Genomic DNA, 24,500 nt, shown 5'->3' on the forward strand with positions numbered 1-24,500 from the left:
GTCGTTCGCATCAGAACAATTCTAAAAATGGGTGATGCCATGAAAGTCGTTAAATCGCTCTACTTCCAGATCATCTGTGCCGTGCTGCTGGGCGTGGTGGTCGGGCACTTCTGGGCCCAGCAGGCCATTGCCCTCAAGCCCCTGGGCGATGCCTTCATCAAGCTGGTCAAGATGATGATCGCGCCGGTGGTGTTCTGCACCATCGTCACCGGGATCGCCGGGATGAACGACAAGCGTTCCCTGGGTCGCCTCCTGAGCAAGACCCTGCTGTTGTTCCTGGCGCTGACGGTGGTCAGCCTGATCATCGGCCTGGTGGCGGTCTACCTGTTCAAGCCCGGCGCGGGCATGAACATCGACCCCACTCACCTGAGTACCCAGGGCTTGTCGCAGTACACCGAATCGGCGGCGAAGCTGGGGGTGGTGGAGTTCTTCATGCACATCATTCCCGAGACCTTTATCGGCGCCTTCAACAAGGGCGAAGTGCTGCCGGTGCTGTTCATCGCGGTGCTCTGCGGTTTTGCCCTGTCGTCCCTGGGCGAGCGCGGCAAGCCCGTGCTGGATGTGCTGGAAGCCGCCTCGCACATGGTGTTCAAGATCTTTTCCTACCTGATGCGCTTTGCCCCGATCGGGGCGTTCGGCGCGCTGGCCTTCACGGTCGGCCAGTACGGCATCACCTCCCTGGGCGCCCTGGCCAAGCTGATCATGACCCTGTACATCGCCTGCGGATTCTTCGTCTTCGTGGTGCTGGGGGGTATTTGTCGCGCCCATGGGTTCAGCCTGTGGAAGCTGTTGCGCTACCTGCGTGAAGAGTTCCTGGTGGTGCTGGGCACCTCATCCACCGAGCCGGTGCTGCCGCGCATGCTGGAAAAGCTCCAGGCCCTGGGTTGCAAGAAAGGCGTGGTGGGCCTGGTGCTGCCCACCGGCTATTCGTTCAACCTCGATGGCACGGCCATCTACCTGTCGCTGGCGGCGATTTTCATTGCCCAGGCCTGCAACATCGACTTGAGCCTGGGGCAGGTGATGACGATGCTGGCGATCATGCTGCTGTCGTCCAAGGGCGCGGCGGGGGTGACTGGCAGCGGCTTCGTCGCCCTGGCCTCGACCCTGACGGTGATCCACGACATCCCCTTGGCGGGCCTGGCGCTGTTGATCGGCATCGACCGCTTCATGTCCGAGGCCCGGGCGCTCACCAGCCTGGCCAGCAATGCCGTGGCCACAGTCGTGATCTCGCTGTCGGAAAACGCCTGCGATCGCCAGGTGCTGCTACAGACCCTGGATGGCAAGGCGACGCCCAACGCCCAGGCCAGTGACCCAGCCTGGGAGCCGGTGCAGGCCGGCAAACACCTCTAGCCGCTTGCGGCTCCCTCCACCTTCCGTTTCTGACCCCGGTTGCAACCCTCGCCAGGCCCCGCCTGGCGGGTAGGGGGCCGTGCGCCTGGGCGTCGGCCATGCTTGTCCATAACAACAAGAGAATCCCTCATGCTTGCATTACTCGGCCTGGCCATGGTGGTCGTGTTCACCTTCCTGATCATGACCAAACGCTTGTCCCCGATCGTTGCCCTGACCCTGGTGCCGATTGTCTTCGCGGTGATCGGCGGGTTTGCCGGCAGCACCGGAAAAATGATGCTCGACGGCCTGAAAATGGTCGCCCCCTCCGCGGCGCTGCTGCTGTTCGCGATTCTGTTCTTCGGCCTGATGATCGACGCGGGCCTGTTCGACCCGTTGATCCGCAAGATCCTCAAGCGGGTCAACGGCGACCCGGTGAAGATCGCCGTCGGCACCGCGTTGCTGTCGCTGCTGGTGGCCCTGGACGGCGACGGCACCACCACCTACATGATCACCTGCGCGGCGATGCTGCCGCTGTACAAGCGCATCGGCATGAACCCGATGATCCTCGCCACCATCGCCATGCTGTCCCTGAGCATCATGAGCGGCATGACCCCCTGGGGCGGTCCGGCCACCCGGGCCATCGCCGCCCTGGGGCTGGATGCCGGCGAGTACTTCGTGCCGTTGCTGCCGACCATGATCGGCGGTGCGGCCTGGGTGGTGTTCAGCGCTTTCCTGCTGGGCCGCGCCGAGCGCAAGCGCATCGGTAACACCCAGCTGCAGAGCGGCGGCGGCAACTGCTACATCAAGGCCATTGTCGAAGACACGCCCTGCAAGCGACCGAAGCTGGCCTACGTCAACCTGTTGCTGGTGGTGGCGGTGATGGTGGCGCTGGTGATGGGCCTGATGCATTCGGCGATCCTGTTCCTGATCGGCTTCGTGCTGGCGCTGATGATCAACTACCCGCAACTGGAGATGCAGAAAGAGCGGATCCTCGCCCATTCGGGCAATGCCATGACGGTGGTGCTGCTGGTGTTCGCCGCCGGCATTTTTGCCGGGATCTTCTCCGGTACCAAGATGGTCGATGCCCTGGCGCAGACCCTGGTGGACTGGATTCCGCCGTCGTGGGGGCATTTGTTCCCGCTGGTGGTGGCCATCACCAGCATGCCGCTGACCTTCGTGCTGTCCAACGATGCCTACTACTTCGGAGTGGTGCCGATCCTCGCCAATGCCGCGGCAGCCTATGGCATCGATCCGCTGGAGATCGCCCGGGCCTCGATCCTCGGCCAGCCGGTGCACCTGATGAGCCCGCTGGTGGCCTCGACCCTGCTGTTGGTGGGGATGGTCGACCGCGACATCGGCGACTTCCAGAAAGCCACCGTCAAATGGGCGGTCCTGACCTCCCTGGTAATTACCGCCCTGGCCCTGCTGACCGGCGCGCTGACCCTGTTTTCCTGAGCCTGTTCTCCTGAGTCATCCCCCTGAACCATCGGGTGTTCCCTGGCGCGCCGGGTTCATGGCGCGCGACACCTGCACCTTGAATAACGGCACCTTAAAAAAACAACAACTCGAATAACAACAATGAGTAGTCCGATATGACCCGTTCGATCATCCCTGGGGCGTGGTTTCCTCTGGTCGCCCTGTTGCCGCTGACGACTGTCGGCGCGGCAGGCTTCAGCGACGACAGCACGCTCAAGCTGCAACTGCGCAATGTCTATTTCAACGAGAACTTCCGTGACGAGCATGGCCTGAGCGCCCGGGCGGCACGCACGGCCAAGAGCGAGCGCACGGAGTGGGCCCAGGGCCTGCTGCTGGATTTCCAGTCGGGTTTCACCCCCGGCACCCTCGGCCTGGGTATCGACGGGCTGGCCCTGGTCGGGGTCAAACTCGACTCGGGGCGGGGCCGCAGCGGTACTGGCCTGCTGCCGGTGCATGACGACGGTCGTGCCGCCGACGCGTTCGCCAGTGCCGGTGTCACGGCCAAGGCCAGGCTGGCCGGGACCACGCTCAAGCATGGCACCTTGCTGCCGAGGAACCCGGTGCTGATCTACAACGACGCACGACTGTTGCCGCAGACCTACCAGGGCACGCAGCTCACCAGCAGCGACATCGACAACCTGACGCTCACCGCCGGCCGGCTGGATCGCTTCAAGCTGCGCGATTCCAGCGACAGTGTGCCGATCGTTGCGGACGGTTATGCCGGCGACAAGTCCGGGGACTTCACCTATGCCGGGGCCGACTACAAGCTCGGCAAGAACCTGCGCCTGAGTTACTTCTACGGCGAGCTCGAGCACTTCTACCGGCAGCACTTCGCCGGTCTCCAGCACGACCTGAAACTGGGCGCCGGCGTGCTGACCAGTGACCTGCGTTACTTCCACAGCAGCGACAGCGGTTCGGCCTACGGCGGCAACATCGACAACGATATGCTCAGCGGCCTGCTGTCCTATGCCGTGGCCGGCCATACCCTGAGTGGCGGCTATCAGGTGCTCAATGGGGATGCCGGCTTGCCTTATATCAGCGGCGCCACGGTGTACTCGTTCAGCAACGTGGGCATTGGCAAGTTCATCGAGGAGGACGAGAAAACCTGGATGCTCGGCTACGGCTATAACTTCGCCGCCCTCGGGGTGCCGGGGCTGGCGTTTTCCACCCGCTACCTGAGCGGCAGCGATGGCCGGTCAAACTCGGCGATCAAGGAATGGGAACGCGATGCCGAACTGGCCTATGTGGTGCAGCAAGGCCACTTCAAGGGGCTGGGGGTGAAGCTGCGCAACTATGTGTACCGCTCCGACTTCGCCCGGGGGCGCGACAGCAATCGCCTCTATTTCACCTACGAGGTCGCGCTCTGGTAAGGATGGCGACACCTGCCCGGGCTGGCGTCAGCCGCTGGGCAGGGGTCGTGGCTCAGAGCGTGGCGGCCTGGGGGGCGCTGGCCGATGCCTGGGAAGGCGCGGGCTCGGCGACTGCCGGGGGCAGCAGCGGCGGCATCGGGCAATCCAGCACATCGGCCACGGCGCGTATCAGCTCGGCTTCGGCCACGGTGACCTGGCCGTCGTAGCAGACGCAGCGGGCCATGGCCTGCAGCAGCGTCGGCCGTTCCTCGGGCATCAACTGGCGCAACCGCACCAGGGCGGCATCCAGGTGTTCGAGGTCGACCTCCGCCGGTTGCGGCTGGGCGAAGGGCAGGCCGCTCCAGGCATGGGCCAGGGCCAGTTGGGCCTGCTGCGCGGTCTTTTGCCCGGCACTGGCCAGGGCGCCGAGCAGGACCGCCAGTTCTTCGCTGCGCTGGAACAGCCCCCATTTGTACTCGGGCGCCGGCAGGCCCTCGACATTGCGTTGCACGATGCGCAGCAGCGTCCACTCCAGCAGCTCGACCTGATCGTCGGCGTCGATCAGTTGCCGCAGGTTGTCCATGAATGACTTGCAGGCTTGCTTGTCCAGCTGCTGCAGGGCCGGTATCGACAGGTCCAGCAGCGGCAGGCGCAGGTTCGGGTCGAGGGCCGCCAGTTGTTTTTGCAGGGCTTGCAGGCAACCGAAGACCTCGGCGGGGCTGTTGGTGTCCAGCTGCGCGAGTTGCCGGCGGCGCATCGAGTCGTTGGCGGACAGCAGCAGGCCATAGACCAGCGCCTGGGCACCGGTGGTGCTGTGGGCGCTGCGCTGGAGCGCCGGGTCGAGGCTGACCAGCGTTGCCTGGGCCGCCAGCAGATGTTGCGCGTTCGGGCTGCCGATGCTGGCAATCGACTGCTTGATCGCATTCAGGTCGAACACCAGGGCGCTGGTCGCTTGCGACTGGCGGCTGAACACCCCGGAGCTGTCCAGGCCGGAGCGAGCGGGTTCGGCCGGCAGTTCGATGGCTTCGATGGTGGGCAAGCGGCCGTCCCAGCCGGGTTCCAGGCGCCGGATCCGCGCCGAGAGGGGCGGATGGGTCGCAGACTGGCCGTAGACGGAGAGGGTGGCCCCTTCACTGAAATACAGGTGGCTGTATTCAGCGCTGAAGGCGCTGTCGAGTTTCGAGCTGGCGGCGTAACCGCCGATCTTTTTCAGCGCGCCGACCAGGCCGGCCGGGTTGCGGGTGAACTGCACCGCCGAGGCATCGGCGAGGAACTCGCGCTCGCGGCTGATGGCGCCCTTGATCAGGTTGCCGAAAAAAGTCCCGACCGAGCCCAGCAGGATCAGCGCCAGGCCACTCCACATCGCCAGCCCGCCGACCCGGTTTTGCGCCAGCCGGCCAGCCTGGTTGACCCCTTCGGCCATCGCCTCGCCGGTCAGGCCGATGACCAGGATGCCGTGGACAATCGCCACCAGCCGGGTGTTGAGGCGCATGTCGCCGTTGTAGATGTGGCTGAACTCATGGGCGATCACCGCCTGCAGCTCCTCGCGGTTGAGCACCATGATGGCGCCGCGGGTGACTCCGATCACCGCCTCCTGTGGCGTGAAGCCGGCGGCGAACGCATTGATCCCGGCATCGGGCAGCACGTACACCTGTGGCACCGGCGTGCCCGAGGCCAGGGCCATTTCCTCGACCACATTGAGCAGCCGTTGTTCTTCCAGGCCGTCCGGGTGCAGGTTGATCAGTCGACCACCCAGGCGCTTGGCGACCACCTTGCCGCCGGCCTTGAGTTCGGCGTGCTTGCCCATGCTGCTGCCGATCACCACCAGGAACACCACCGCGGCGATCATCGCGCTCAGGTGCCAGTCGAAGCTCGGCGACTGCTTCATCTCCTTGAGAAATTGCAGCCAGAGCAGATTCAGCGCCAGGCTGGTGACGGCCACCAGACACAGCACGGCCAGGATCATCAGCAGCACCAGGGTGCCGGTACGCCGTTTGGCCCGGGCCTGGTGTTCAAAAAAATTCATCGGACCATCCAGGGTGACAGAAGGTTAGAACGCGACCTTGGGGGCTTCCTGGATCAGGGCGCTGTCGGCGAATTGCAGCAGGCTGGCATCGGCGCCATGGCCGAACAGACCGGCCAGGATCACCGGTGGGAAACTCTGCTTGTAGCTGTTGTAATCCATCACCGTGTCGTTGAAGGCCTGGCGGGCAAAGGACACTTTGTTTTCGGTGCTGGTCAGCTCTTCGCTCAGCTGTTGCATGTTCTGCGACGCCTTGAGGTCCGGGTAGGCCTCCATGCTCAGGTTCAGCCGGCCCATGGCGCTGGACAGTACGCCTTCGGCCTGGCCCAGTTGCGCCATGTGCTGCGGGTTGCCGGGCTCGGCCGCGACGGCCTTGAGACCCGCCAGCGCGGCATTGCGCGCCGCGGTCACGGCTTCGAGGGTGTCGCGCTCGTGCTTGAGGTAGGCCTTGGCGGTTTCCACCAGGTTGGGGATCAGGTCGTAACGGCGCTTGAGCTGGACTTCGATCTGCGCGAAGGCGTTCTTGAAGCGGTTCCGGCGGGCCACCAGGCCGTTGTAGACGGTGATGACGTAGATCACCAGCAGGGCCAGAACGAGCAGAATCACAATAGTTGAAACAGCCATACGGATGTCCTTATCGGCGTGCGGATTTCAGGGGGGCGCCATGGTAACCGAATTCATGGCGGGCGCAGCCATGGGGAACTGTCGGCCTGCGCTCTTCGGCAGCGCCTCGCACGCGCAGGCGCAATCGGCGCCAGCGCGTTGTGAATGATTGCCGGCTGCTGTGGTCGGACCTTGCATGGCGTGTCGTCGATCCCGGAGTCCGCGGCAGGCGCGCCACCCAACCCTGGGCCCGCCAGCCACGCCGCGGGCGTCACCTTGTGAAGGATCATCCCGACCATGCTCGAACCCACCTGGACGGCACTCAAACACCATAAGCGGGTGCATCAGATTGTCGCCGTGCTGGCGGCCTTCGGTGCCCAGGACGTTTTGCTGCGCCTGGGCCTGGGGCGCCTGCTGGGCGAGTCGCCAGCCGCTGGTGAAGCGCTGCCGCAGGACTCGACGCCGCAGCGGGTGCGCCTGGCCCTGGAAAAGCTCGGGCCGACCTTTATCAAGCTCGGGCAGATCCTCGCCAGCCGCAGCGACATCCTGCCGCCGCACTGGATCAGCGAGCTGGAGGCGTTGCACAGCAGTGCCGCGACCTTGCCCTGGAGCGAGCTGGAAGATCAGGTGCGCGACGACCTGGGCTGCGAGCTGGACCAGGTGTTCGCCGAGTTCGACAGCGAGCCCCTGGCCGCGGCCTCCATCGCCCAGGTTTATCGCGCGCGCCTGCTCAGTGGCGAGGCGGTGGTGGTCAAGGTCCAGCGCCCCGGCCTGCGGCGCAAGATGAGCGCCGACCTGCAATTGCTGGAAGGCGTGGCGATGCTGGTGGAAGAGAACACCGCCCTGGCCCATTACCAGCCACGGCAGATGGTCCGGCAACTGGCCCGGGCGATGCTCGAAGAACTGGACTTCACCCAGGAGGGGCAGCACTGCGACGCAGTGGCGGCGAATTTCGCCGAGCATCCGCAGATCGCCATTGCGCGTATCCACTGGCTGCACAGCAGCGAGCGTCTGCTGGTCCAGGAATTTTTACCCAGTCACACGCCGCTGGAACGCCAGGCCCTGATCGAGCAGGGCCTGGACCCGAGCCTGCTGGCGCAGCGCGGGGCCCAGGCGTTCATCAAGATGCTGCTGGAGGACGGCCTGTTCCACGGCGACCCGCACCCCGGCAACCTGCGGGCCATGGATGACAATCGGGTCGGCTTCATCGACTTCGGCATGGTCGGGCGCCTCGACGAACGCCGGCGCCTGGAGGTCATGAGCTTTATGCGGGCCATGACCGAAGGCAGTACCGAAGCGCTGGTGGCGGTGCTGATCGACTGGAGCGGCGAGCAGGTGCGCGACCTGTCCGCCATCGAACAGGCCGCCCGGGAGTTCATGGGCCGACACGGCGGCAAGGCGCTGAACATGAGTGCGATGATCGAGGACTTCCTCGGCCTGATGCGCGAATACCAACTGTTGTTGCCGGCCGACCTGCTGGTGCTGTTCAAGGCGCTGATCACCGCCGATGGCGTACTCACCCGGCTCGACCCGCAACTGGACCTGATAGCCACCGCGCGCCCGGCCATCAGCAAGATGCTCAAGCAGCAGTTCAGCTGGAAACTCGCCCGCCGCCTGGGCCTCGACGGCCTGGAACTGGGCCGCGGCGTCGCCGTCGAACTGCCGCAACTGACCCGCCTGCTGATCAACCGCCTGAAACATGGCGTGGTCGACCTGCGCCTCGACATGCCGGGCATCGAGCGCCTGGAAAAATCCCTGCGCCTGGCCTCCACCCGCTTGTCCCTGGCCCTGCTGATCAGCGCGCTGCTGATCGCCTTCGGCCCGCAGATCGCCGCGGCCGGCCCGGCCTGGCAGGGGTTGTCGGTGGTGGGCTGGCTGGCGGTAGTGGCGACTGTGGGTGGGGTGGTGGCGTTTGTCTGGAGTTTGTTCAAGCGGTCTTGAGGGGGGAGTGGGGGATCAGGGCTTTGCCAGATCCCATTGGCACTCTTTCAACCGATCGACATTGGTGCCGCTGTCTTTCATTTGGGCGTGGCCCTTGTTCACATGTTGCGTATTTTTTCATCCGCTTTAAGGATGAACTCTAGCCCGATACCAACGTCTTTCAGCACCTCGGTAACGCGGTCAATGAAGAGTTCGCCTTGTTCTGGTAGTTCGTACAGACCGTTGATACGAATGATGGGGGCTTTGTCTTTGGATGGTGGATAGCTCTCTAGGATTTCACCGCTTTCGATGAACGCGATGTAAGTGTTGATCTTCTCTTGCAGCAATAATAGGTGTTCACCTTGTTGGGTTTTATCACCCCATTCAAGGTGGTCCGTGATAACCAGAATCACGTTATCGGGTTCCCACTCTGGCACTGCAATAATATCTACGACTTTCGTGTCTACGATGGACATGTCTGTTCCCTCAGAGGGCCGGGTCAGGTCGGATGATTTCGACTCTGGTGGGTGGAATAGTGGTGCCTCCGGGGAAGCCGGGTTTACCTTTGCCTACAACGGTCGCACCGGTTTTCTCAATTTCCGGGAAAGCCTTTTTCTGGTTTTTGGTCAATGGTGCGATTTCAGAAGATTTGCATTCAACACATGAGATTTCGCCAGCCTCGAACCGGGCAACAGGGATCATTTCCCAGTCGCTGCGCTTCTCAGTGTTGTATCCATAGCCTTTCAGCGTGCCGTCAGCCTGCTGTTCTATGTGCAACCGGACACGTGTGCGGCCTTCCTTGAGCGCTTTGAGCTGTTCGGGTGTGTACAGGCTGCTGTCGCCCAAGCTCGATGGCCAGAGCAATGCGGCTATGCCCGCCAATCCACCTGCAATAACACCCGTGGTAAAAAACGTGGTACCCGCACTCGCGCCTGTTGCCGCAGTACCCGTGCTGATTCCAGCACCGGCTCCAGTGCCAACCCCTGTAGCAGTACCAGCAGTAGCAGCCACTCCACCTAATAGAAGTGTTCCAAGTGCAGCAGGTAACGCGTGACCACTGATTTGCTGGAGAGGGATTTTCCCTGTTGCATCCGCTTCGCGTCCGCCCAGCAAAACGAGCTGCCCGTATTCGCTGATGGCATCGGTGGGAATGGCGGAGCTGGCGTAGTTGATGACCCCATCAGGGAGCTTGCAGGGTTTGGTAAAAGTGCACCCAGCTGTCTGGGGCTTGGCTTCTGCCTTCGGTGGCAGGTCCGGGTATTGCGCCCAGCGTTGGGCGCCCAGATCGACGGGCTCTACCCCCTTGTTGCGATAGCCCTTCGGGGCGTTCGGTGCGTAGCCACCCATCCGCGTTTGCGTCCACATTGTCCATAAAGAAGCCCCCGTCGGAGGGGGAGCGAAGAGCATTCGCAGTTGGCTTAGGGACGCTATTGGATTTGGCTATGGAGGGTCTGTAGGGACAATCTGAAAGATGGTGGCTGGGCCAGGAGGCATCGATAATGTGCTCTGCCTCAGCCCCCTCCAGGAGCATGCCTTACAGGTCGCGAGGGCGAAAATTTGCTATTTTCCGCACCTTCGGTAGCCACTGCCGGCTGCCGTCAATAGAGAGTGAGTGGATGAGCGATTCGTTGCAGGTGATCGATATCGAAGTGGGCGAGGGCAAGGCGGTGGTCAAGGGCGCTTTGATCACCACCCAGTACCGCGGTTTCCTGGAAGACGGCACGCCCTTCGATTCGTCCTGGGAGCGCGGCAAGCCGTTCCAGTGCGTGATTGGCACCGGACGGGTAATTAAAGGCTGGGACCAGGGCCTGATGGGCATGCAGGTCGGCGGTAAGCGCAAGCTCTTGGTGCCGGCGCACCTGGGTTATGGCGAGCGGTCGATGGGCAAGATCCCGCCGAGCTCCAATCTGGTGTTCGAGATCGAGCTGCTGGAAGTCCTGACCCGCGACGACTGATTTCGCCCATCGCCCAGGCCGGGGCTCTGCCTGACCTGGGCGCGTTACGCTTTCTGGTCTGAAAACTCACGCTCTTGTAAACGTGTATCGATTCTCTGGCGCGCGGGTGGGGCTAGAAAATATGTCCCTATGTTTCAACGCCAATGTACAGTTTCAAATCAGTTGGGAGTGTTTGCCCTATGATTTCTGATAGTGCTGTTATTTGCTCATTGGTTAGCAGCCATTCGCCTTCCGCCATGGCGTTAAGGCTGGTATGGCCGAGAGTTTCTACAATTTGCTTGTTATAGATGCTGTCTACATCAAGCTCATATTTGAGCGAGTCATCTTCTGTGCTGTTGAGCAAAAAGCCGGTAATACACAAGTACATAAGTACCTCTATCTTTCTACTGTTCGACCGGGTTTGGCAGGCTTGGTCTGCTCACCCGTTTCAGGGGCGAATTCGCCAAGATGCTTCCCTTGTTTATCGTATATTTCGACCGCGCCATGCTGGCTGTCCCACTCATAAATACGGCCTTTACGATCCTTCCAGCGTTTACGCATTGCCCCCCCGCCCTGAACCCTGGTTTTAGAATCCGCTCTTACCGCGTCAGGAAAAGCTGTCAGGTTTTTAGGTGGTGGATAATAGCTATGGTCTCCCGGAACGCTCAGCGAAATATAAATCGGCTGAACATCGGTGCTGGGAAACCAGATAATCGCGTCTTGGTAGTCGGGCGGATGCACTGGGTTGAGCAGTATCTTATCGGCCTGCTCATTGGGAGGGTAAACCCACACAGGTGGTAGTTGCGGGGCACCTTCCAGAGCAGGAATACCTAGGGCACTGTCAGGGCTCGCCGCTGGCGTCCAAGTGAGTCCAATCCCGTTACCGATGTCTGCGACGTAGTTTTCGCCGTCCTTCTTAGCTTCGATGACTGGAACATTTTCCCAGTCCGTTTTACCGCCTGTGTAGAACCCATAAGCGCTAACGGAGCCGTCCGGCAAGGTCTTTACATTGACTCGCACACGAGTGCGGCCAGCATCAAGCGTGGCGTATTGCTCCTTCTTATAGAAAGCACTGTCAGGTGAAATGTTGGTGTTTGGTATCAACAGGGCAATTGTGCCCCCAACAGCGCCAGCCGCGACGGTTCCGGCACTTTCTAGCAGTGTGAGTAAAAGTGATCCGCCAAGACGTTTGGCAATGGCGCTGCCAGCGGCAGACCCGCCCACCAATTGAAGAGAGGCGCCTTGCGCTGTGATTGCAGTCCCGGTAGCTAATACAGCCCATAGCCCGTAATCAGCCAGCTTCTCAACAGGCACAAATCCGGCCGGGTTCTTGTGATCGATCACACCGTCAGGCAGGTTGCAACTTTTGGCAAAGACACAACCCATGGTGGCAGGCTTGTCTTGTGTCTTCGGTGGCAGGTCCGGGTATTGCGCCCAGCGTTGGGCGCCAAGATCGACGGGTTCCACACCCTTGTTGCGATAGCCCTTCGGGGCGTTCGGTACGTAGCCACTCATCCGTGTTCGCGTCCACATTGTCCATAAAGAAAGCCCCCGTCAGAGGGGAGCGAAGAGCATTTGCAGTTGGCTTAGGGACGCTAGTGGATTCGGTTATGGAGGTCTGTAGGGACAATCTGAAAAATGGTGGCTGGGACCAGGGCCTGATGGGCATGCAGGTCGGCGGCAAGCGCAAGCTGCTGGTGCCGGCGCACCTGGGTTATGGCGAGCGGTCGATGGGCAAGATCCCGCCGAACGCCAATCTGGTGTTCGAGATCGAGCTGCTGGAAGTCCTGACCCGCGACGATTGATCCCGCGTACTGGCCAGGTCGAGGCGCTGTCTGATCTGGCTGCCTTCACGGTCCTCTTCGGTAAATCCCTCCTTGAAATCGTGTCTCCGTGCTTCGCCTGGCGGGGCTGGGCCGTGGGTGATCGACATGCAGTGGCGGACGACCGGTGTCATCAAGCCCTTGCGTGGGCCCGTGGCATTGGCCAGGATAAGCGTCATATAGGTATAGGGGGTATGGGTATGTCGCACACGCACGCACAGAAAGACGATCTGCTCAAACGGGTCCGGCGCATCCAGGGCCAGATGCAGGCCGTGGAGCGGGCCCTGGAGTCCGGCGCGGAGTGCGCCAAGACCCTGCACCTGGTGGCGGCCACCCGGGGCGCGATCAACGGCCTGATGGGGGAAATCATCGAGGCCCATGCCCTGGAGCATGTGGCCCATCCTGAACTCAGCGATGCCGAACGGGCCAAGGGCGTGAACGAACTGCTCGCAGCCATTCGCCGTTATTCCTGACCGGAGGCCACACCATGCGCCCGACCTTGCCCGCGGCAGGCTTGACCCACGACCACCACTTCCTCGGTGCCGCCCACGATGAAAACGCCCGTCGCACGCTGTGGGTGGTGGCGCTGGCCTTCGTCATGATGATTGGCGAAATCGCCGCCGGTTATCTCACCGGTTCCATGGCCTTGCTCGCCGATGGTTTCCATATGGCGACCCACGCCGGGGCCCTGGGCATCGCGGCGGCGGCCTACGGTTTTGCCCGGCGCAATGCCGACAATGCGCGTTTCAGCTTCGGCACCGGCAAGGTCGGCGACCTGGCGGGGTTCGCCTCGGCGCTGATCCTCGGCCTGGTGGCCATCGGCATTGCCGGCGAGTCGTTGCTGCGGCTGTTGCAGCCGACCCAGGTGGCCTTCACCGAGGCGACCGTGATCGCCGTGGCCGGGCTGCTGGTGAACATCGTCAGTGCCTTGCTGCTTTCCGGCGGTCACGCCCATCACGGCCACGTTCATCAGCAGGCTCATGAGCATCCGCACGAGCATTCACACGGGCACGGCCATCACCACGACAACAACCTGCGCTCGGCCTACGTCCATGTGCTGGCCGATGCCCTGACCTCGGTCCTGGCCATCGCCGCGTTGCTGGCGGGGCGTTACCTGGGGTGGGTCTGGCTCGACCCGGTGATGGGCATCGTTGGCGCGGTGGTGATCGCCCGTTGGGCGTATAGCCTGATGAAGTCCAGCGCGGCGGTGCTGCTCGACACCACGGACGAACAACTGGCCGGCGAGATTCGCCAGTCGGTGGAAGCCGCCGGCGATGCGCGTATCACCGACCTGCATGTGTGGCAGGTCGGCCCGCAGGCGCGGGCGGCGATTGTCAGTGTGGTGGCGGCCGCTGGTGTCAGCGCCGAAACCATCCGCCAGCGCCTGGCGCCGGTCCACGAACTGTCGCACCTCACCCTCGAATATCGCAGCCTGTAACGCTAGGCCCCTGTCTGCACCGTAGGCGGGCAGGGGTAGTTTCTCCCAAGAAAGTCCAGCAGCCGCAGATTGACCTCTGCGGCCTTTTCACTCTGGATCCAGTGCCCGCAATCCGCCAGTCGATGCTGTTCCAGGCGCGGCACCTTGCCGGGCATGCGCTCCATCGTGCGGGCTTCCAGCTGGCCCACCGGGTCGCGGTCGCCGATCATGAACAGGGTGGGTTGGCTCACCTGGCATTCGCCCAGGTGTTCGGTCCGTTGCCAGTTGCGCTCGAAGTTGCGGTACCAGTTCAAGGCGCCGCGAAAACCTCGCCCTGCAAAGGTGCGCCGGTACACCGCAAAATCCTCCGGCGTGCACCAGGCGGGCGGTGCGTGACGCGCAGGCATGCCCTCGAACAGCTGGGCCGACGGGCTTTTTTCATCCAGCAGGTGTTCGCAGTCGTGCATGAAATGCAGCAGGCTGCGGTCGATGTCGGCGTCCAGTTCCCGCTCGGCGATGCCGGGTTCCTGGAAGTACAGGATGTAGTTGAAACGCTCGGCGAACAGCTCGCGCATGATCTCCACGGCCGGGCGTTTCGGGCGGCCGGCGAACGGCACCGACAGGGTCACCAGGGCCTTGACCCGCTGCGGCTCCAGCAGCGCCAGGTGCCAGGCCACCACCGCGCCCCAGTCGTGACCGACGATGCAGGCCTGCTCCTGGCCCAGGGCATCCATCGCCTGCTGGATATCGGCGCACAGGGTCAGCACGTCATAGGCCGCCACCTCCTCGGGGGCGCTGCTGTCGCCGTAGCCGCGCATCTGCGGGATCAGCACCCGGTAGCCGGCGGCCGTCAGCGGCGCGACCTGCCGGCGCCACGAATACCAGCACTCGGGAAACCCATGCAGCAGCCACACCGGCGGGCCGTCCAGCGGGCCGGCGGCATGCAGGTGCAATTCGATGCCATTGAGCTTCAGGGCATGTTGGGTGATCTGGCTCATGAGCTTGTCCTCCGAGGTCCAGGCCTGACCCTGGGCTCTGTACGAAAAGTGGCTGCGCTCGGCCATGCTGCGTTAAAAACAGGCTCGGAATGCTCATGTAGGCCCCTACACTCCGCTTCCTCGCCTGTTTTTGCCTTGCCTGACCTTCGCTCGCCGACTTTTCGTACAGACCCTAGCAGAAGCCCGATGACCCTCTGAGCACCATTCATTGTTCGAATAGGCGCCCAGCAGTGTTACCCGGCATGGGCCCGGCGGCTGTCCGCCGGCGCCTGCTCGCGCCGGGTCAGCCCGTAGTCGCGCGCCACCTCGGCGACCCGCAGCCGGTAGTCGGCGAACACCTCGGTCCGCCCCAGGGCCTGGGCCGTGCGATGGCGTTCCAGGGTGCGCCAGGCTTCCACCGCTTGCTCGTCGCGCCAGAACGACAGGGACAGCAGCTTGTCCGGCTCGCTCAGGCTCTGGAAACGTTCGATGGAAATGAAGCCGTCGATCTCCAGCAGCAGCGGTTTTAGCGCGGCGGCGATGTCCAGGTAACGCTGGCGATGTTCCGGGCGGGGCAGGGCTTCGAATATCACGGCGATCATCAGTGCGACTCCGGCAGGCTAGTGAACAAGGGGATGCGCCCGTTGAGCGAGGGTTTGTAAGTCCAGGTTATGGGCTGGTCGAGGGTCGATTGCCGCAGCAGCGCACCGACCACCGCGCTGGCGATGGCCAGGGCCAACTCTTGGCCGGGGCATTGGTGGCGACCGCTGCCAAAGCTGAAACTGCGCCGCGCCTCGCGTTCGAGCAGCAGGCGATCCGGCTGCGGGTTCAACTGCGGGTCGCGATTGGCCGAGGCCAGCAGCAACAGCACCACTGCGCCGGGCTCCAGCGTCACCCCGGCGACGCTGCAAGGGGCGGCGACGAAGCGCCGGGTGTTCTGCACCGGCGGATCGTGGCGCTGCACTTCGGCCAACAGGTCGGCGACCCGCTCAGGGGCCGCCCGCAGGTCCGCGAGCAACCGGCGATCGCCCAGCAGGGCGCAGAGGGTATTGCCGATCAGCCCGGCGCTGGCTTCGAAGGTCTGGGACAACAGGCCGATCAGGTTGGCGATCAGGCTGTCGCGATCTTGAGCGTCGAAGCCTGCGACGATCCGTTGCAATAGCGGGCTGACGGGCGGCTGATCGAGCAGAACCTCAAAGCGTCGAGTCAGCTGTCCGGCTGCCCGGTGGGCGGTATCCCGTTGTGCCCGGTCGCTGGCTGGCGACAGGCAGGCGACAAAGTCCCGGGTCAGCCCGGCAATTGCAGGCAACTGATGCGCGGCAAAGCCCAGCAGCCCGGCGACCACCGCCACCGGCAGGTGGAACTGGCAGTCATGCAGCCTGGCCGCGGTATCGCTTGGCAGGCCCAGCAGCAGGGCGGCGACCCGCTGGCTGACTTCCTCGGCATGCACCTGTTGCAGGCCCGGCTCGATGGCGGCCCGGGGGCAACGCTGGCGCTCACCGTCGTTCATCCGCATCAGGTGGCCGAATACTTGACCGGCGGCGCCGTCGACTATCGCCCGCGGCACTGGCTCGTGCGCAGGACGTACCCGACACTCGGGATGGGCCAGCACCGCGGCCACCGCTGCGGCGCTGCTGGCCAGCCACATCCCCAGTCCGGGGTCGAAGGCCAGCCCGCCCCGGGCCCGCAGGCTGGCGTAGTAAGGGTAGGGATCGACGTGGGTGACGGCGGTGATCGGGTCCATGATGGGCGGCCTTATTCGCGGGGGAGAAGTGTTGCTACTATCGGCAACCTGCGAGGGGCACGATTCGTTCGGGAGCGAAATATGAATGCACAGCAGCACGACAACGCCGTATCCCAGGTCGCCGCGGCCATTGCCGAGCCGGCGCGGACGAAAATGCTCTGCGCGCTGATGGACGGCCACGCGCGCACCAGCACCGAGCTGGCGGCGATCGCCGATGTCAGCGCCTCCACCGCCAGCGCGCACCTGGGCAAGCTCAAGGAACTGGCCCTGGTGCGCCTGCATGTGCAGGGCCGCCATCGTTACTACAGCCTCGCCGACAAGCGCGTGGCCCAGGCCCTGGAAGCGCTGATGGTGATCGGCCGCAACGCCACACCCGCGTTCAGCCCACGCACTCCGGACCGCCTGCAGTTCGCCCGCACCTGCTACGACCATATGGCCGGCACCCTGGCGGTGCAGCTGCATGACCGCCTGCTCGAGGCCGGCTGGTTGCAGGCGCCGCAGGAGGGCGCCCAGGAGTACGTTCTGAGCCCGGCCGGCGAAGGGTTTTTTGTTGGGCTGGGCATCGATGTGCAAGCTCTGGCCAGCCTGCGCCGGCGCTTTGCCTGCCCGTGCCTGGACTGGAGCATGCGCCGCCCGCACCTGGGCGGGGCGCTGGGGGCGGCGTTGTTGCAGGAGGCGATCCGGCGCAAATGGCTGACCCAGGACCTGGACAGCCGGGCGCTGGGCTTGACCGCCCTGGGGCGCAAGGAGATCGCCAGTCGGTTCGACGTCCAGCTCGAAGAACCGGACAGCCCGGCCCGGCGTGTCGGGAACACTGCCAAACCGGGGCGGCCGGCCGTTACCCAGGCTTCATAGGCCGGTCCACAAACCCATGGCTGGCGTTGTCGTCAGCCTCCGAATGCATCGCTTTGCCTGGAGTTCTGCCTATGCTCATCGTCTTCAGTGGCCTGCCCGGCAGCGGCAAGACCACCATCGCCCGGGCCCTGGCCAGCCATCTGCGGGCCACCTACCTGCGCATCGACAACATCGAGCAGGCACTGCGCAACGGCGGGCTGGCGGAAGTCGGCAAGGCCGGGTACGACATCGCCAATGCCCTGGCCCGCAGCAACCTGGCCCTGGGCAACCGGGTGGTGGCCGATTGCGTCAATCCGGTCGCCGAGAGCCGCCAGGCCTGGCAGGGCATCGCCAAGGCCGAGCAGAGCCCGCTGCTCAACATCGAGGTGGTCTGCACCGATATCGCCGAGCATCGGCGGCGGGTGGAAAACCGTGAGGCGGATGTGCCCGGGTTGCGCTCACCCAGCTGGCAGTCGGTGCTCGATCACGATTACCAGGCCTGGAGCGGCGAGCGCTTGATGCTGGACAGTTCGCTGTCGTCGCCGGCGGAGGCGGTGCGGATCATCGTCGAACACCTGGAAACCTTGTAGTACCTGACCCACCGCGGCGCCTGGATCGCCAGCAAGCTGGCTCCTACACATTTTACGCTGTGTGCGAGTAGCTATTTATCCGCGAATCCCTGTAGGAGCGAGCTTGCTCGCGATGGCGGCGTGCCTGATTCACCGTGGTGCCTGCATCGCGAGCAAGCTGCGCTCCTACAGGTTCGGTGGTGGGGGTAGGGCGGCGATAAATCCTGGCTGATTGTACTGAATCAATAAAAAGTGGAATGAAGACTTTGGCGGATAACGTCGGCGAACGTTATTCCTTCGGGCGCGAACCGTGCACAGTCGGAAATGACCGGTTCAATCCTGTCCGACACTTTTACAAACTAGCGCTGGCGAAAAGCTGAAATTGCGCCAATAGTTGGCGCTATTGGGTGTTTCGTTCGCCGTTGGTGCGTTTTCCGGACCGCTAATGGTGCGCTGTTCTTTCTCTCGGCAGGCCGCGTCAACTCTTGCTTTGTGCAAAGTGATAACAGCTGCTTTGCCAAAAATCCCCGTGTCAGGGCAAAAAAACCTTCCTCGACAGTTTCTGCACTTTTTTCGTTCGCGCCAGTGTTGTGCAAAGCCGTTCAGGCGGCTTTCCGGATAAAACGTTTCAGCGTCAACCGGGGGTGGGGCCCCGTGGTTGAGTGAAAAATGCCGTCAAGCGGGTGTTTTTTCACCCTTGGGGACTTTATTCGCAAGGAGGCGGGGTTTGGGCACAGCGATTGCTACAGCAGATAAACAGCCTTCGGATTCCAGTGAAGGGTGCTGTCGAAGTTTCGGAAAACTTTCAGATTGAAAGTTCACATTAAAACGAAAAAGGAGGTGACGAGTTCCACAACCAATGGACGTCATCGCGGGCGCTCCATTGCCGAAAATCCATACGGGAAGTTTCGCCAGACAACTGGCGTCAATAAGTGGGGGTATTTCCGCCAGCATCGAGCGGAATATTCAAGCCGCACAATGAGGTGCTCAACAGAACAGTTTCTATCGCACAGCGTAAGGCCCGATTTATTGAAACAGAGAGTTTAAATAAAAAAGCCGTTTAAACCACGGCGAGGAGTTGGGGTATGTCCCGTGCTTTTTTTAACGAAATGTATGATGCGAGTGGTGGCTGCCGCCCACATTACCAGGAGTTCGCCCGCTGGCTGGCGGACACCCCCGTGGAGCTGCTGGACCAGCGTCGGCGCGAAGCCGACCTGCTGTTCCACCGCGCTGGCATCACCTTCACGTTGTACGGTGACGAGCAAGGCACTGAACGGCTGATTCCCTTCGACATCATCCCGCGCAGCATCAAGGCCAGCGAATGGCGGAACGTCGAGCGCGGCTGCATCCAGCGGGTCCAGGCCCTGAACCTGTTCCTGGCCGATATCTACCACGGGCAACGCATTCTCAAGGAGGGCATCATCCCGGCCGAGCAGGTGCTGGCCAACGAGGGTTACCAGGTGGCGATGCGCGGCCTGGATTTGCACCGCAATATCTATTCGCACATCTCCGGCGTCGACCTGGTGCGCGACGGCGACGGCAGCTACTACGTGCTGGAAGACAACCTGCGCACCCCCAGCGGCGTGAGCTACATGCTCGAAGACCGCAAGATGATGATGCGCCTGTTCCCCGAACTCTTCGCCGCGCAGCGCGTGGCGCCCATCGACCACTACCCGAACCTGCTGCTCGATACCCTGAAAAGCTCCAGCCCGCTGGACAACCCGACGGTGGTGGTGCTGACCCCGGGACGGTTCAACAGCGCCTATTTCGAGCATGCGTTCCTGGCCCGGGAGATGGGCGTGGAACTGGTGGAAGGCGCCGACCTGTTCGTGCGCGACGACCGCGTATTCATGCGCACCACCTCCGGTGCCCAGGCGGTGGACGTGATCTACCGGCGCCTCGACGACGCCTTCCTCGACCCCTTGTCGTTCAACCCCGATTCCATGCTCGGCGTGCCCGGGCTGATCGCCGCCTACCGTTCCGGCAACGTGGTGCTGGCCAACGCGGTGGGCACCGGGGTGGCGGACGACAAGTCGATCTACCCCTATGTCGACGAGATGATCCGCTTCTACCTGAGCGAGGAACCGATCCTGAAGAACGTGCCGACCTGGCAATGTCGCAAACCCGAGGAACTGTCCCACGTACTGGCCAACCTGCCGGACCTGGTGGTCAAGGAAACCCAGGGCTCCGGCGGCTACGGCATGCTGGTGGGGCCGGCGGCCACCGCGGCGGAGATCGAAGACTTCCGCGCCCGGCTCAAGGCCCGCCCCGAGGCCTATATCGCCCAACCCACCCTGTGCCTGTCGACGTGCCCGACCTTTGTCGAGAACGGCATCGCCCCGCGGCATATCGACCTGCGTCCGTTCGTCCTGTCGGGCAGCGAAACCCGCCTGGTGCCGGGCGGCCTGACCCGCGTGGCCTTGCGCGAAGGCTCGCTGGTGGTGAACTCGTCGCAGGGCGGCGGCACCAAAGACACCTGGGTCGTGGAGGATTGACCGATGCTTTCAAGAACCGCTGCAGACCTCTACTGGATGTCCCGTTACCTGGAGCGCGCCGAGAACCTGGCGCGCATGCTCGAAGTCAGTTACTCGCTGTCGCTGATGCCCCAGGCGGGGCGTAGCGACGGCCATGCCGAGCTGGCGATGTCGCTGCTGGCCGCCGGCACCCTGGACGACTACAACCAGCGTTACGGCGAGCTGAACACCGAACGCATGCTGCATTTCTTCGCCCTCGACGAGACCAATCCCGGCAGTATCTATTGCTGCCTGCGGGCGGCGCGGACCAACGCCCACGCGGTGCGCGGGCGCATCACCGCCGACATGTGGGAAAACATCAACGCCACCTGGCTGGAGATGCGCAACATCGCCAAGAGCGGCCTGGGGCGCTACGGCATCAGCCATTTCTGCGAGTGGGTCAAGGAGCGTTCGCACCTGTTCCGTGGCGCGACCTCGGGCACCATCATGCGCAACGACGCCTATTGCTTCATTCGCCTGGGCACCTTTATCGAGCGGGCCGACAACACCCTGCGCCTGCTGGATGCGCGCTACGAAATGTTCGGCGAGGAGTCGGAGGAGGTCAGCGACAACTCGGCCCGCGGCTACTACCAGTGGAGCGCCTTGCTTCGCGCCTTGTCCTCGTTCGAGGCGTTCAACGAGATCTACCGCAACGCGCCGGGGGCCGAGCAGGTGTCCGAGATGCTGCTGTTGCGCGCCGACGTACCACGCTCGCTGCATGCCTGCGTCGAGGAACTGGACCAGATCCTCGCCAGCCTGCCGGGCAACAACGGCCGTCCGGCTCAGCGCCTGGCCGCCGAGCTGAATGCGCGCCTGCGTTACACCGGGATCGACGAGATCCTCGCGTCGGGCCTGCACCTGTGGCTGAGCGATTTCATCGCGCAGATCCGTCACCTGGGGCAGACCGTCCACGAATCCTATCTGGAGGTTGTATGAAACTTTCCATACGCCACGACACCACCTACAGCTACGCCGACGAAGTCTGCACCAGCATCCAGTTCCTGCGCCTGACCCCGCAGAACAGCGAGCGCCAGCACATCCTCGAGTGGCACCTGGAACTGCCGCGCCTGGTGCGCAGCCAGCTCGATCCCTACGGCAATATCCTGCATGTGCTGACCATGGACGAACCCCATGGCGCCCTGGTCCTGAGCGCCTATGGCCAGGTGGAAATCGACCAGGCCCGGGAGGTGGAACACGACAGCCAGTCGCCGCTGCCGTTCCTGCGCAGCAGCCCGTTGACCAAGGCCGACGCGGCCCTCGGCGCCTTTGCCGCGCAGCACTGCGGCACCCGGCGCGACCGCGCGGCGCTGATCGAGCTGATGCATGCCCTGGCTGCGCACATGGTCTACAGCCCGGGCGCGACCACGGTGGACACCACCGCGGCCGAGGCTTTCGCCGGCCGGGTCGGGGTCTGCCAGGACCACACCCATGCGTTCCTGGCCTGCGCCCGCGGCCTGGGGATTCCCGCGCGTTATGTCTCCGGTTACCTGTGCACCGAAGACGAAAGCCACCTGGCCAGCCACGCCTGGGCGGAGGCCTGGATCGACGGCGGCTGGTACAGCTTCGACGTGACCAACCGCCTGGCGCGGCCGGAACGGCACCTGAAGCTGGCGGTCGGCCTCGACTACCTCGACGCCTGCCCGGTGCGCGGCATGCGTCGCGGCGGTGGCGCCGAACACATGCTGGCGCGGGTCCAGGTGAACTCGATGTTCCAGGTCCAGCACCAGTAGCCGCGACCTTTCCCGCACTATCGGGCATGCCGGCCCCGGCATGCCCACCCCTTGGGGCGCAGTAGCCCTGCGCGGCCCATCATCTGTGCTCTCTGTCGTCGGACTTTCTCAGCGACTTTCGGACTTTTCCTAAAGACAGTCTTTCCTCTCGGTCCCTAGCATGCGCCGCTCCGCAGGCCTGCAACGCAGCAAGCCAGGCGGGGAAAGGAAAGCAACGTTCAAGGGCAAGTCATGAAGAAATACACCACGGTCTTAAGCCTCTTGCTGGCGATGACCGGTTGTACCAGCAGCCACCAAGACACCTCCGAGGCCAGGCTCACGGAGAAAGACGGTTACGTCCTTTCGAAAGGCGAAAGGGCGGTGGCGAAGAACCATCGGATCCGTTTCCTGGTCCTGCACTACACCGCGCTCGATCAGGCGCAGTCCTTCGAAACGCTGACGCGATCGGAACACGTCAGCGCCAACTACCTGATTCCCGACCGGCCGAAGACCTACAAGGGCCTGCCGGTGGCCGACCAGTTGGTCGATGACCACGACCGGTCCTGGCATGCGGGAGTGAGCCAGTGGAAGAACCGCAGCAACCTGAATGACACCTCGCTCGGGATCGAGATCGTCAACGCGGGCTGGGACCAGGACACCGGTCAGTTGCTGGGCGAGCCCTACAACGAGCGCCAGATAGAACTGCTGATCAGCCTGACCCGGGACCTGGTCAGGAAGTACGACATACAGCCGACGGACATCGTCGGGCACTCGGATATCGCCCCCGGGCGCAAGATCGATCCGGGGCCGTTCTTTCCCTGGAAACGGCTTGCCGAAGCCGGCATTGGCGCCTGGCCCGACGAGCGCACCCTCGACGACTACCTGACTCGCTTCAGCGTGTCGCCGCCGAGCATGGTCCAAGTCACGAAGGCGCTGCAAACCTATGGTTATGGCTATCTGGACCAACAACCGGAAAGGGTGGTGGAAGCCTTCCAGATGCGCTTCAACCAGGAGAATGTCAGCGGGATCGTGGATATCCGCACAGCGGCCATCTTGTTTTCCCTGATCGACAAATATCACGGCAAGGACAAGGCGAGCGCCATTCTGCTGCCGCCGGAAGTGGCGGCTCTCGGCTAGGGGCACAGGTTTTCAGAACCGTGTGGCCACCATGAAAAAGCCCGCCGATCACGCAAGTGAAAGGCGGGCTTTTTGCTGCCGGGGGCGTCAGGTCAGACCTTGACGATCCAGCCGGCTGGCGCTTCGACGTCGCCGGTCTGTACCCCGGTCAGCTCTTTGTAGAGCTTCTGGGTGATCGGACCGACTTCTTTTTCGCTGTAGAACACGTGCAGCTTGTCCTGGTACTCGATGCCGCCGATCGGCGTGATCACCGCGGCGGTACCGCAGGCGCCGGCTTCCTTGAAGTCCGACAGCTTGTCGATCAGCACGTCGCCTTCGATCACTTCCAGGCCCAGGCGGGTCTTGGCCAGTTCGATCAGCGACAGGCGAGTGATGCCCGGCAGTACCGACGGCGACTTCGGCGTGACGAATTTGTTATCAAAGGTGATGCCGAAGAAGTTGGCCGAACCGACTTCCTCGATCTTCGAGTGCGTCAGCGGGTCCAGGTAGATGCAGTCGGCGAAGTGCTTCTTCTTGGCTTCCGAACCTGGCATCAGGCTGGCGGCGTAGTTGCCACCGACCTTGGCCGCGCCGGTGCCCTGTGGCGCCGCGCGATCGTAGGTGGAGATCAGGAAGTTGTGCGGGGTCAGGCCGCCCTTGAAGTAGGCGCCGACCGGAATGGCGAAGATCGAGAAGATGAACTCGGGGGCGGTGCGCACGCCGATGTTGTCACCCACGCCGATCACGAACGGGCGCAGGTACAGCGCGCCGCCGGTGCCGTAAGGCGGGATGAAGCGTTCGTTGGCGCGTACCACTTGCTTGCACGCTTCGACAAACTGCTCGGTGGACACCTGTGGCATCAGCAGGCGCGCGCAGCTGCGCTGCATGCGGGCGGCGTTCTGGTCCGGGCGGAACAGGTTGATCGAACCGTCCTTGCAGCGGTAGGCCTTCAGGCCTTCGAAGCACTGCTGGCCATAGTGAAGGGCGGTGGAGCCTTCGCTGATGTGCAGCACGTTATCTTCGGTCAGGGTGCCTGTGTCCCACTCGCCGTTCCGCCAGTGCGACAGATAGCGCTTGTCTGTCTTGATGTAGTCAAAACCCAGCTTGTCCCAATTGATGCTTTCGTTACCCATGACACCCTCTATCGCTTAACAACCGTCGCAA

Annotated in this window: 23 protein-coding genes and 1 pseudogene; 14 read left to right on the forward strand and 10 right to left on the reverse strand. The window is 63.3% G+C overall.

The features are described 5' to 3' along the window. Positions 1-27: 27 nt before the first annotated feature. The 3 genes from dctA to CXQ81_RS14100 all read left to right on the forward strand — a co-directional run bounded on the left by dctA (position 28) and on the right by CXQ81_RS14100 (position 4,175). Complete coding sequence (gene dctA, locus CXQ81_RS14090; RefSeq protein WP_101337536.1) at positions 28-1,350, forward strand: C4-dicarboxylate transporter DctA; 1,323 nt, start codon at positions 28-30, stop codon at positions 1,348-1,350. Between the two features lie 129 nt (positions 1,351-1,479). Beyond that, positions 1,480-2,784: a CitMHS family transporter gene (locus CXQ81_RS14095; RefSeq protein ID WP_053260658.1), complete on the forward strand. Its 1,305-nt coding sequence runs from the start codon at positions 1,480-1,482 to the stop codon at positions 2,782-2,784. 137 nt (positions 2,785-2,921) lie between these two features. Then, the gene (locus CXQ81_RS14100; RefSeq protein WP_101337537.1) at positions 2,922-4,175 is read left to right on the forward strand and encodes an OprD family porin; all 1,254 of its coding nucleotides are present in this window, start codon (positions 2,922-2,924) and stop codon (positions 4,173-4,175) included. Between the two features lie 52 nt (positions 4,176-4,227). Here CXQ81_RS14100 and CXQ81_RS14105 read toward each other — a convergent pair whose 3' ends face one another. Both CXQ81_RS14105 and CXQ81_RS14110 read right to left on the reverse strand, forming a co-directional pair. After that, positions 4,228-6,180: a M48 family metallopeptidase gene (locus CXQ81_RS14105; protein ID WP_101337538.1), complete on the reverse strand. Its 1,953-nt coding sequence runs from the start codon at positions 6,178-6,180 to the stop codon at positions 4,228-4,230. Positions 6,181-6,204: 24 nt separating this feature from the next. Then, positions 6,205-6,801 carry a LemA family protein gene (locus tag CXQ81_RS14110; RefSeq protein WP_007925037.1) on the reverse strand — a complete coding sequence of 199 codons (597 nt, stop codon included), beginning with the start codon at positions 6,799-6,801 and terminating at the stop codon, positions 6,205-6,207. Positions 6,802-7,077: 276 nt separating this feature from the next. On the opposite strand from CXQ81_RS14110, the gene CXQ81_RS14115 reads away from it, so the two are divergent. Further along, positions 7,078-8,721, forward strand: coding sequence for an AarF/ABC1/UbiB kinase family protein (locus CXQ81_RS14115; protein WP_101337539.1), 1,644 nt, complete (start codon positions 7,078-7,080; stop codon positions 8,719-8,721). A 98-nt stretch (positions 8,722-8,819) separates the two neighbouring features. On the opposite strand, the gene CXQ81_RS14120 is transcribed toward CXQ81_RS14115, so the two are convergent. After that, on the reverse strand, positions 8,820-9,176 hold the full coding sequence (locus CXQ81_RS14120) for a DUF6572 domain-containing protein (RefSeq protein ID WP_009043303.1): 357 nt from the start codon (positions 9,174-9,176) through the stop codon (positions 8,820-8,822). 199 nt (positions 9,177-9,375) lie between these two features. Then, positions 9,376-10,047 (reverse strand): annotated as a pseudogene (locus CXQ81_RS14125) (S-type pyocin domain-containing protein); the annotation flags it as partial. A gap of 269 nt (positions 10,048-10,316) precedes the next feature. Between CXQ81_RS14125 and CXQ81_RS14130 the strand changes: the two are divergent. Beyond that, the gene (locus CXQ81_RS14130) at positions 10,317-10,655 is read left to right on the forward strand and encodes an FKBP-type peptidyl-prolyl cis-trans isomerase (RefSeq protein ID WP_101337541.1); all 339 of its coding nucleotides are present in this window, start codon (positions 10,317-10,319) and stop codon (positions 10,653-10,655) included. 127 nt (positions 10,656-10,782) lie between these two features. Here CXQ81_RS14130 and CXQ81_RS14135 read toward each other — a convergent pair whose 3' ends face one another. Beyond that, complete coding sequence (locus CXQ81_RS14135) at positions 10,783-11,022, reverse strand: pyocin S6 family toxin immunity protein (protein WP_053260664.1); 240 nt, start codon at positions 11,020-11,022, stop codon at positions 10,783-10,785. Between the two features lie 8 nt (positions 11,023-11,030). Further along, positions 11,031-12,149: a colicin E3/pyocin S6 family cytotoxin gene (locus CXQ81_RS14140; protein ID WP_101337542.1), complete on the reverse strand. Its 1,119-nt coding sequence runs from the start codon at positions 12,147-12,149 to the stop codon at positions 11,031-11,033. A gap of 2 nt (positions 12,150-12,151) precedes the next feature. Between CXQ81_RS14140 and CXQ81_RS14145 the strand changes: the two genes are divergently transcribed. From CXQ81_RS14145 to dmeF, 3 genes are all read left to right on the forward strand, one after another. Next, entirely contained in the window at positions 12,152-12,439 is a 288-nt protein-coding gene (locus CXQ81_RS14145; protein ID WP_101337543.1) for an FKBP-type peptidyl-prolyl cis-trans isomerase, read from the forward strand. Positions 12,440-12,657: 218 nt separating this feature from the next. After that, complete coding sequence (locus CXQ81_RS14150) at positions 12,658-12,930, forward strand: metal/formaldehyde-sensitive transcriptional repressor (protein WP_037034484.1); 273 nt, start codon at positions 12,658-12,660, stop codon at positions 12,928-12,930. A 14-nt stretch (positions 12,931-12,944) separates the two neighbouring features. Next, positions 12,945-13,895 carry a CDF family Co(II)/Ni(II) efflux transporter DmeF gene (gene dmeF, locus CXQ81_RS14155; RefSeq protein WP_101337544.1) on the forward strand — a complete coding sequence of 317 codons (951 nt, stop codon included), beginning with the start codon at positions 12,945-12,947 and terminating at the stop codon, positions 13,893-13,895. 2 nt (positions 13,896-13,897) lie between these two features. Here the strand turns inward: dmeF and CXQ81_RS14160 are convergent, their stop codons facing one another. The 3 genes from CXQ81_RS14160 to CXQ81_RS14170 all read right to left on the reverse strand — a co-directional run bounded on the left by CXQ81_RS14160 (position 13,898) and on the right by CXQ81_RS14170 (position 16,595). Next, positions 13,898-14,872 carry an alpha/beta fold hydrolase gene (locus tag CXQ81_RS14160; RefSeq protein ID WP_101339414.1) on the reverse strand — a complete coding sequence of 325 codons (975 nt, stop codon included), beginning with the start codon at positions 14,870-14,872 and terminating at the stop codon, positions 13,898-13,900. A 233-nt stretch (positions 14,873-15,105) separates the two neighbouring features. Next, the gene (locus tag CXQ81_RS14165; protein WP_007925052.1) at positions 15,106-15,453 is read right to left on the reverse strand and encodes an antibiotic biosynthesis monooxygenase; all 348 of its coding nucleotides are present in this window, start codon (positions 15,451-15,453) and stop codon (positions 15,106-15,108) included. After that, complete coding sequence (locus CXQ81_RS14170; RefSeq protein WP_101337545.1) at positions 15,453-16,595, reverse strand: cytochrome P450; 1,143 nt, start codon at positions 16,593-16,595, stop codon at positions 15,453-15,455. Before CXQ81_RS14170 ends, CXQ81_RS14165 begins: the two co-directional genes overlap by 1 nt. An 81-nt stretch (positions 16,596-16,676) precedes the next feature. On the opposite strand from CXQ81_RS14170, the gene CXQ81_RS14175 reads away from it, so the two are divergent. From CXQ81_RS14175 to CXQ81_RS14200, 6 genes are all read left to right on the forward strand, one after another. Then, positions 16,677-17,450: a helix-turn-helix transcriptional regulator gene (locus tag CXQ81_RS14175; RefSeq protein WP_101337546.1), complete on the forward strand. Its 774-nt coding sequence runs from the start codon at positions 16,677-16,679 to the stop codon at positions 17,448-17,450. 71 nt (positions 17,451-17,521) lie between these two features. Beyond that, positions 17,522-18,019: an AAA family ATPase gene (locus tag CXQ81_RS14180; protein ID WP_101337547.1), complete on the forward strand. Its 498-nt coding sequence runs from the start codon at positions 17,522-17,524 to the stop codon at positions 18,017-18,019. A 1,064-nt stretch (positions 18,020-19,083) separates the two neighbouring features. Next, entirely contained in the window at positions 19,084-20,493 is a 1,410-nt protein-coding gene (locus CXQ81_RS14185) for a circularly permuted type 2 ATP-grasp protein (RefSeq protein WP_007925060.1), read from the forward strand. 3 nt (positions 20,494-20,496) lie between these two features. Further along, a complete protein-coding gene (locus CXQ81_RS14190) occupies positions 20,497-21,447 on the forward strand; it encodes an alpha-E domain-containing protein (protein ID WP_007925069.1) in 951 nt (316 codons plus the stop codon). After that, on the forward strand, positions 21,444-22,241 hold the full coding sequence (locus tag CXQ81_RS14195) for a transglutaminase family protein (RefSeq protein WP_101337548.1): 798 nt from the start codon (positions 21,444-21,446) through the stop codon (positions 22,239-22,241). The genes CXQ81_RS14190 and CXQ81_RS14195 overlap by 4 nt, the downstream gene beginning before the upstream one ends. A 231-nt stretch (positions 22,242-22,472) precedes the next feature. Beyond that, the gene (locus CXQ81_RS14200) at positions 22,473-23,357 is read left to right on the forward strand and encodes an N-acetylmuramoyl-L-alanine amidase (RefSeq protein WP_101337549.1); all 885 of its coding nucleotides are present in this window, start codon (positions 22,473-22,475) and stop codon (positions 23,355-23,357) included. A 92-nt stretch (positions 23,358-23,449) separates the two neighbouring features. On the opposite strand, the gene CXQ81_RS14205 is transcribed toward CXQ81_RS14200, so the two are convergent. Further along, the gene (locus CXQ81_RS14205) at positions 23,450-24,469 is read right to left on the reverse strand and encodes a branched-chain amino acid aminotransferase (protein WP_062825447.1); all 1,020 of its coding nucleotides are present in this window, start codon (positions 24,467-24,469) and stop codon (positions 23,450-23,452) included. Positions 24,470-24,500 lie beyond the last annotated feature (31 nt).

It is taken from the genome of Pseudomonas sp. 09C 129, assembly GCF_002843625.1.
In the GTDB taxonomy this organism is placed as follows: Bacteria; Pseudomonadota; Gammaproteobacteria; order Pseudomonadales; family Pseudomonadaceae; genus Aquipseudomonas; species Aquipseudomonas chlororaphis.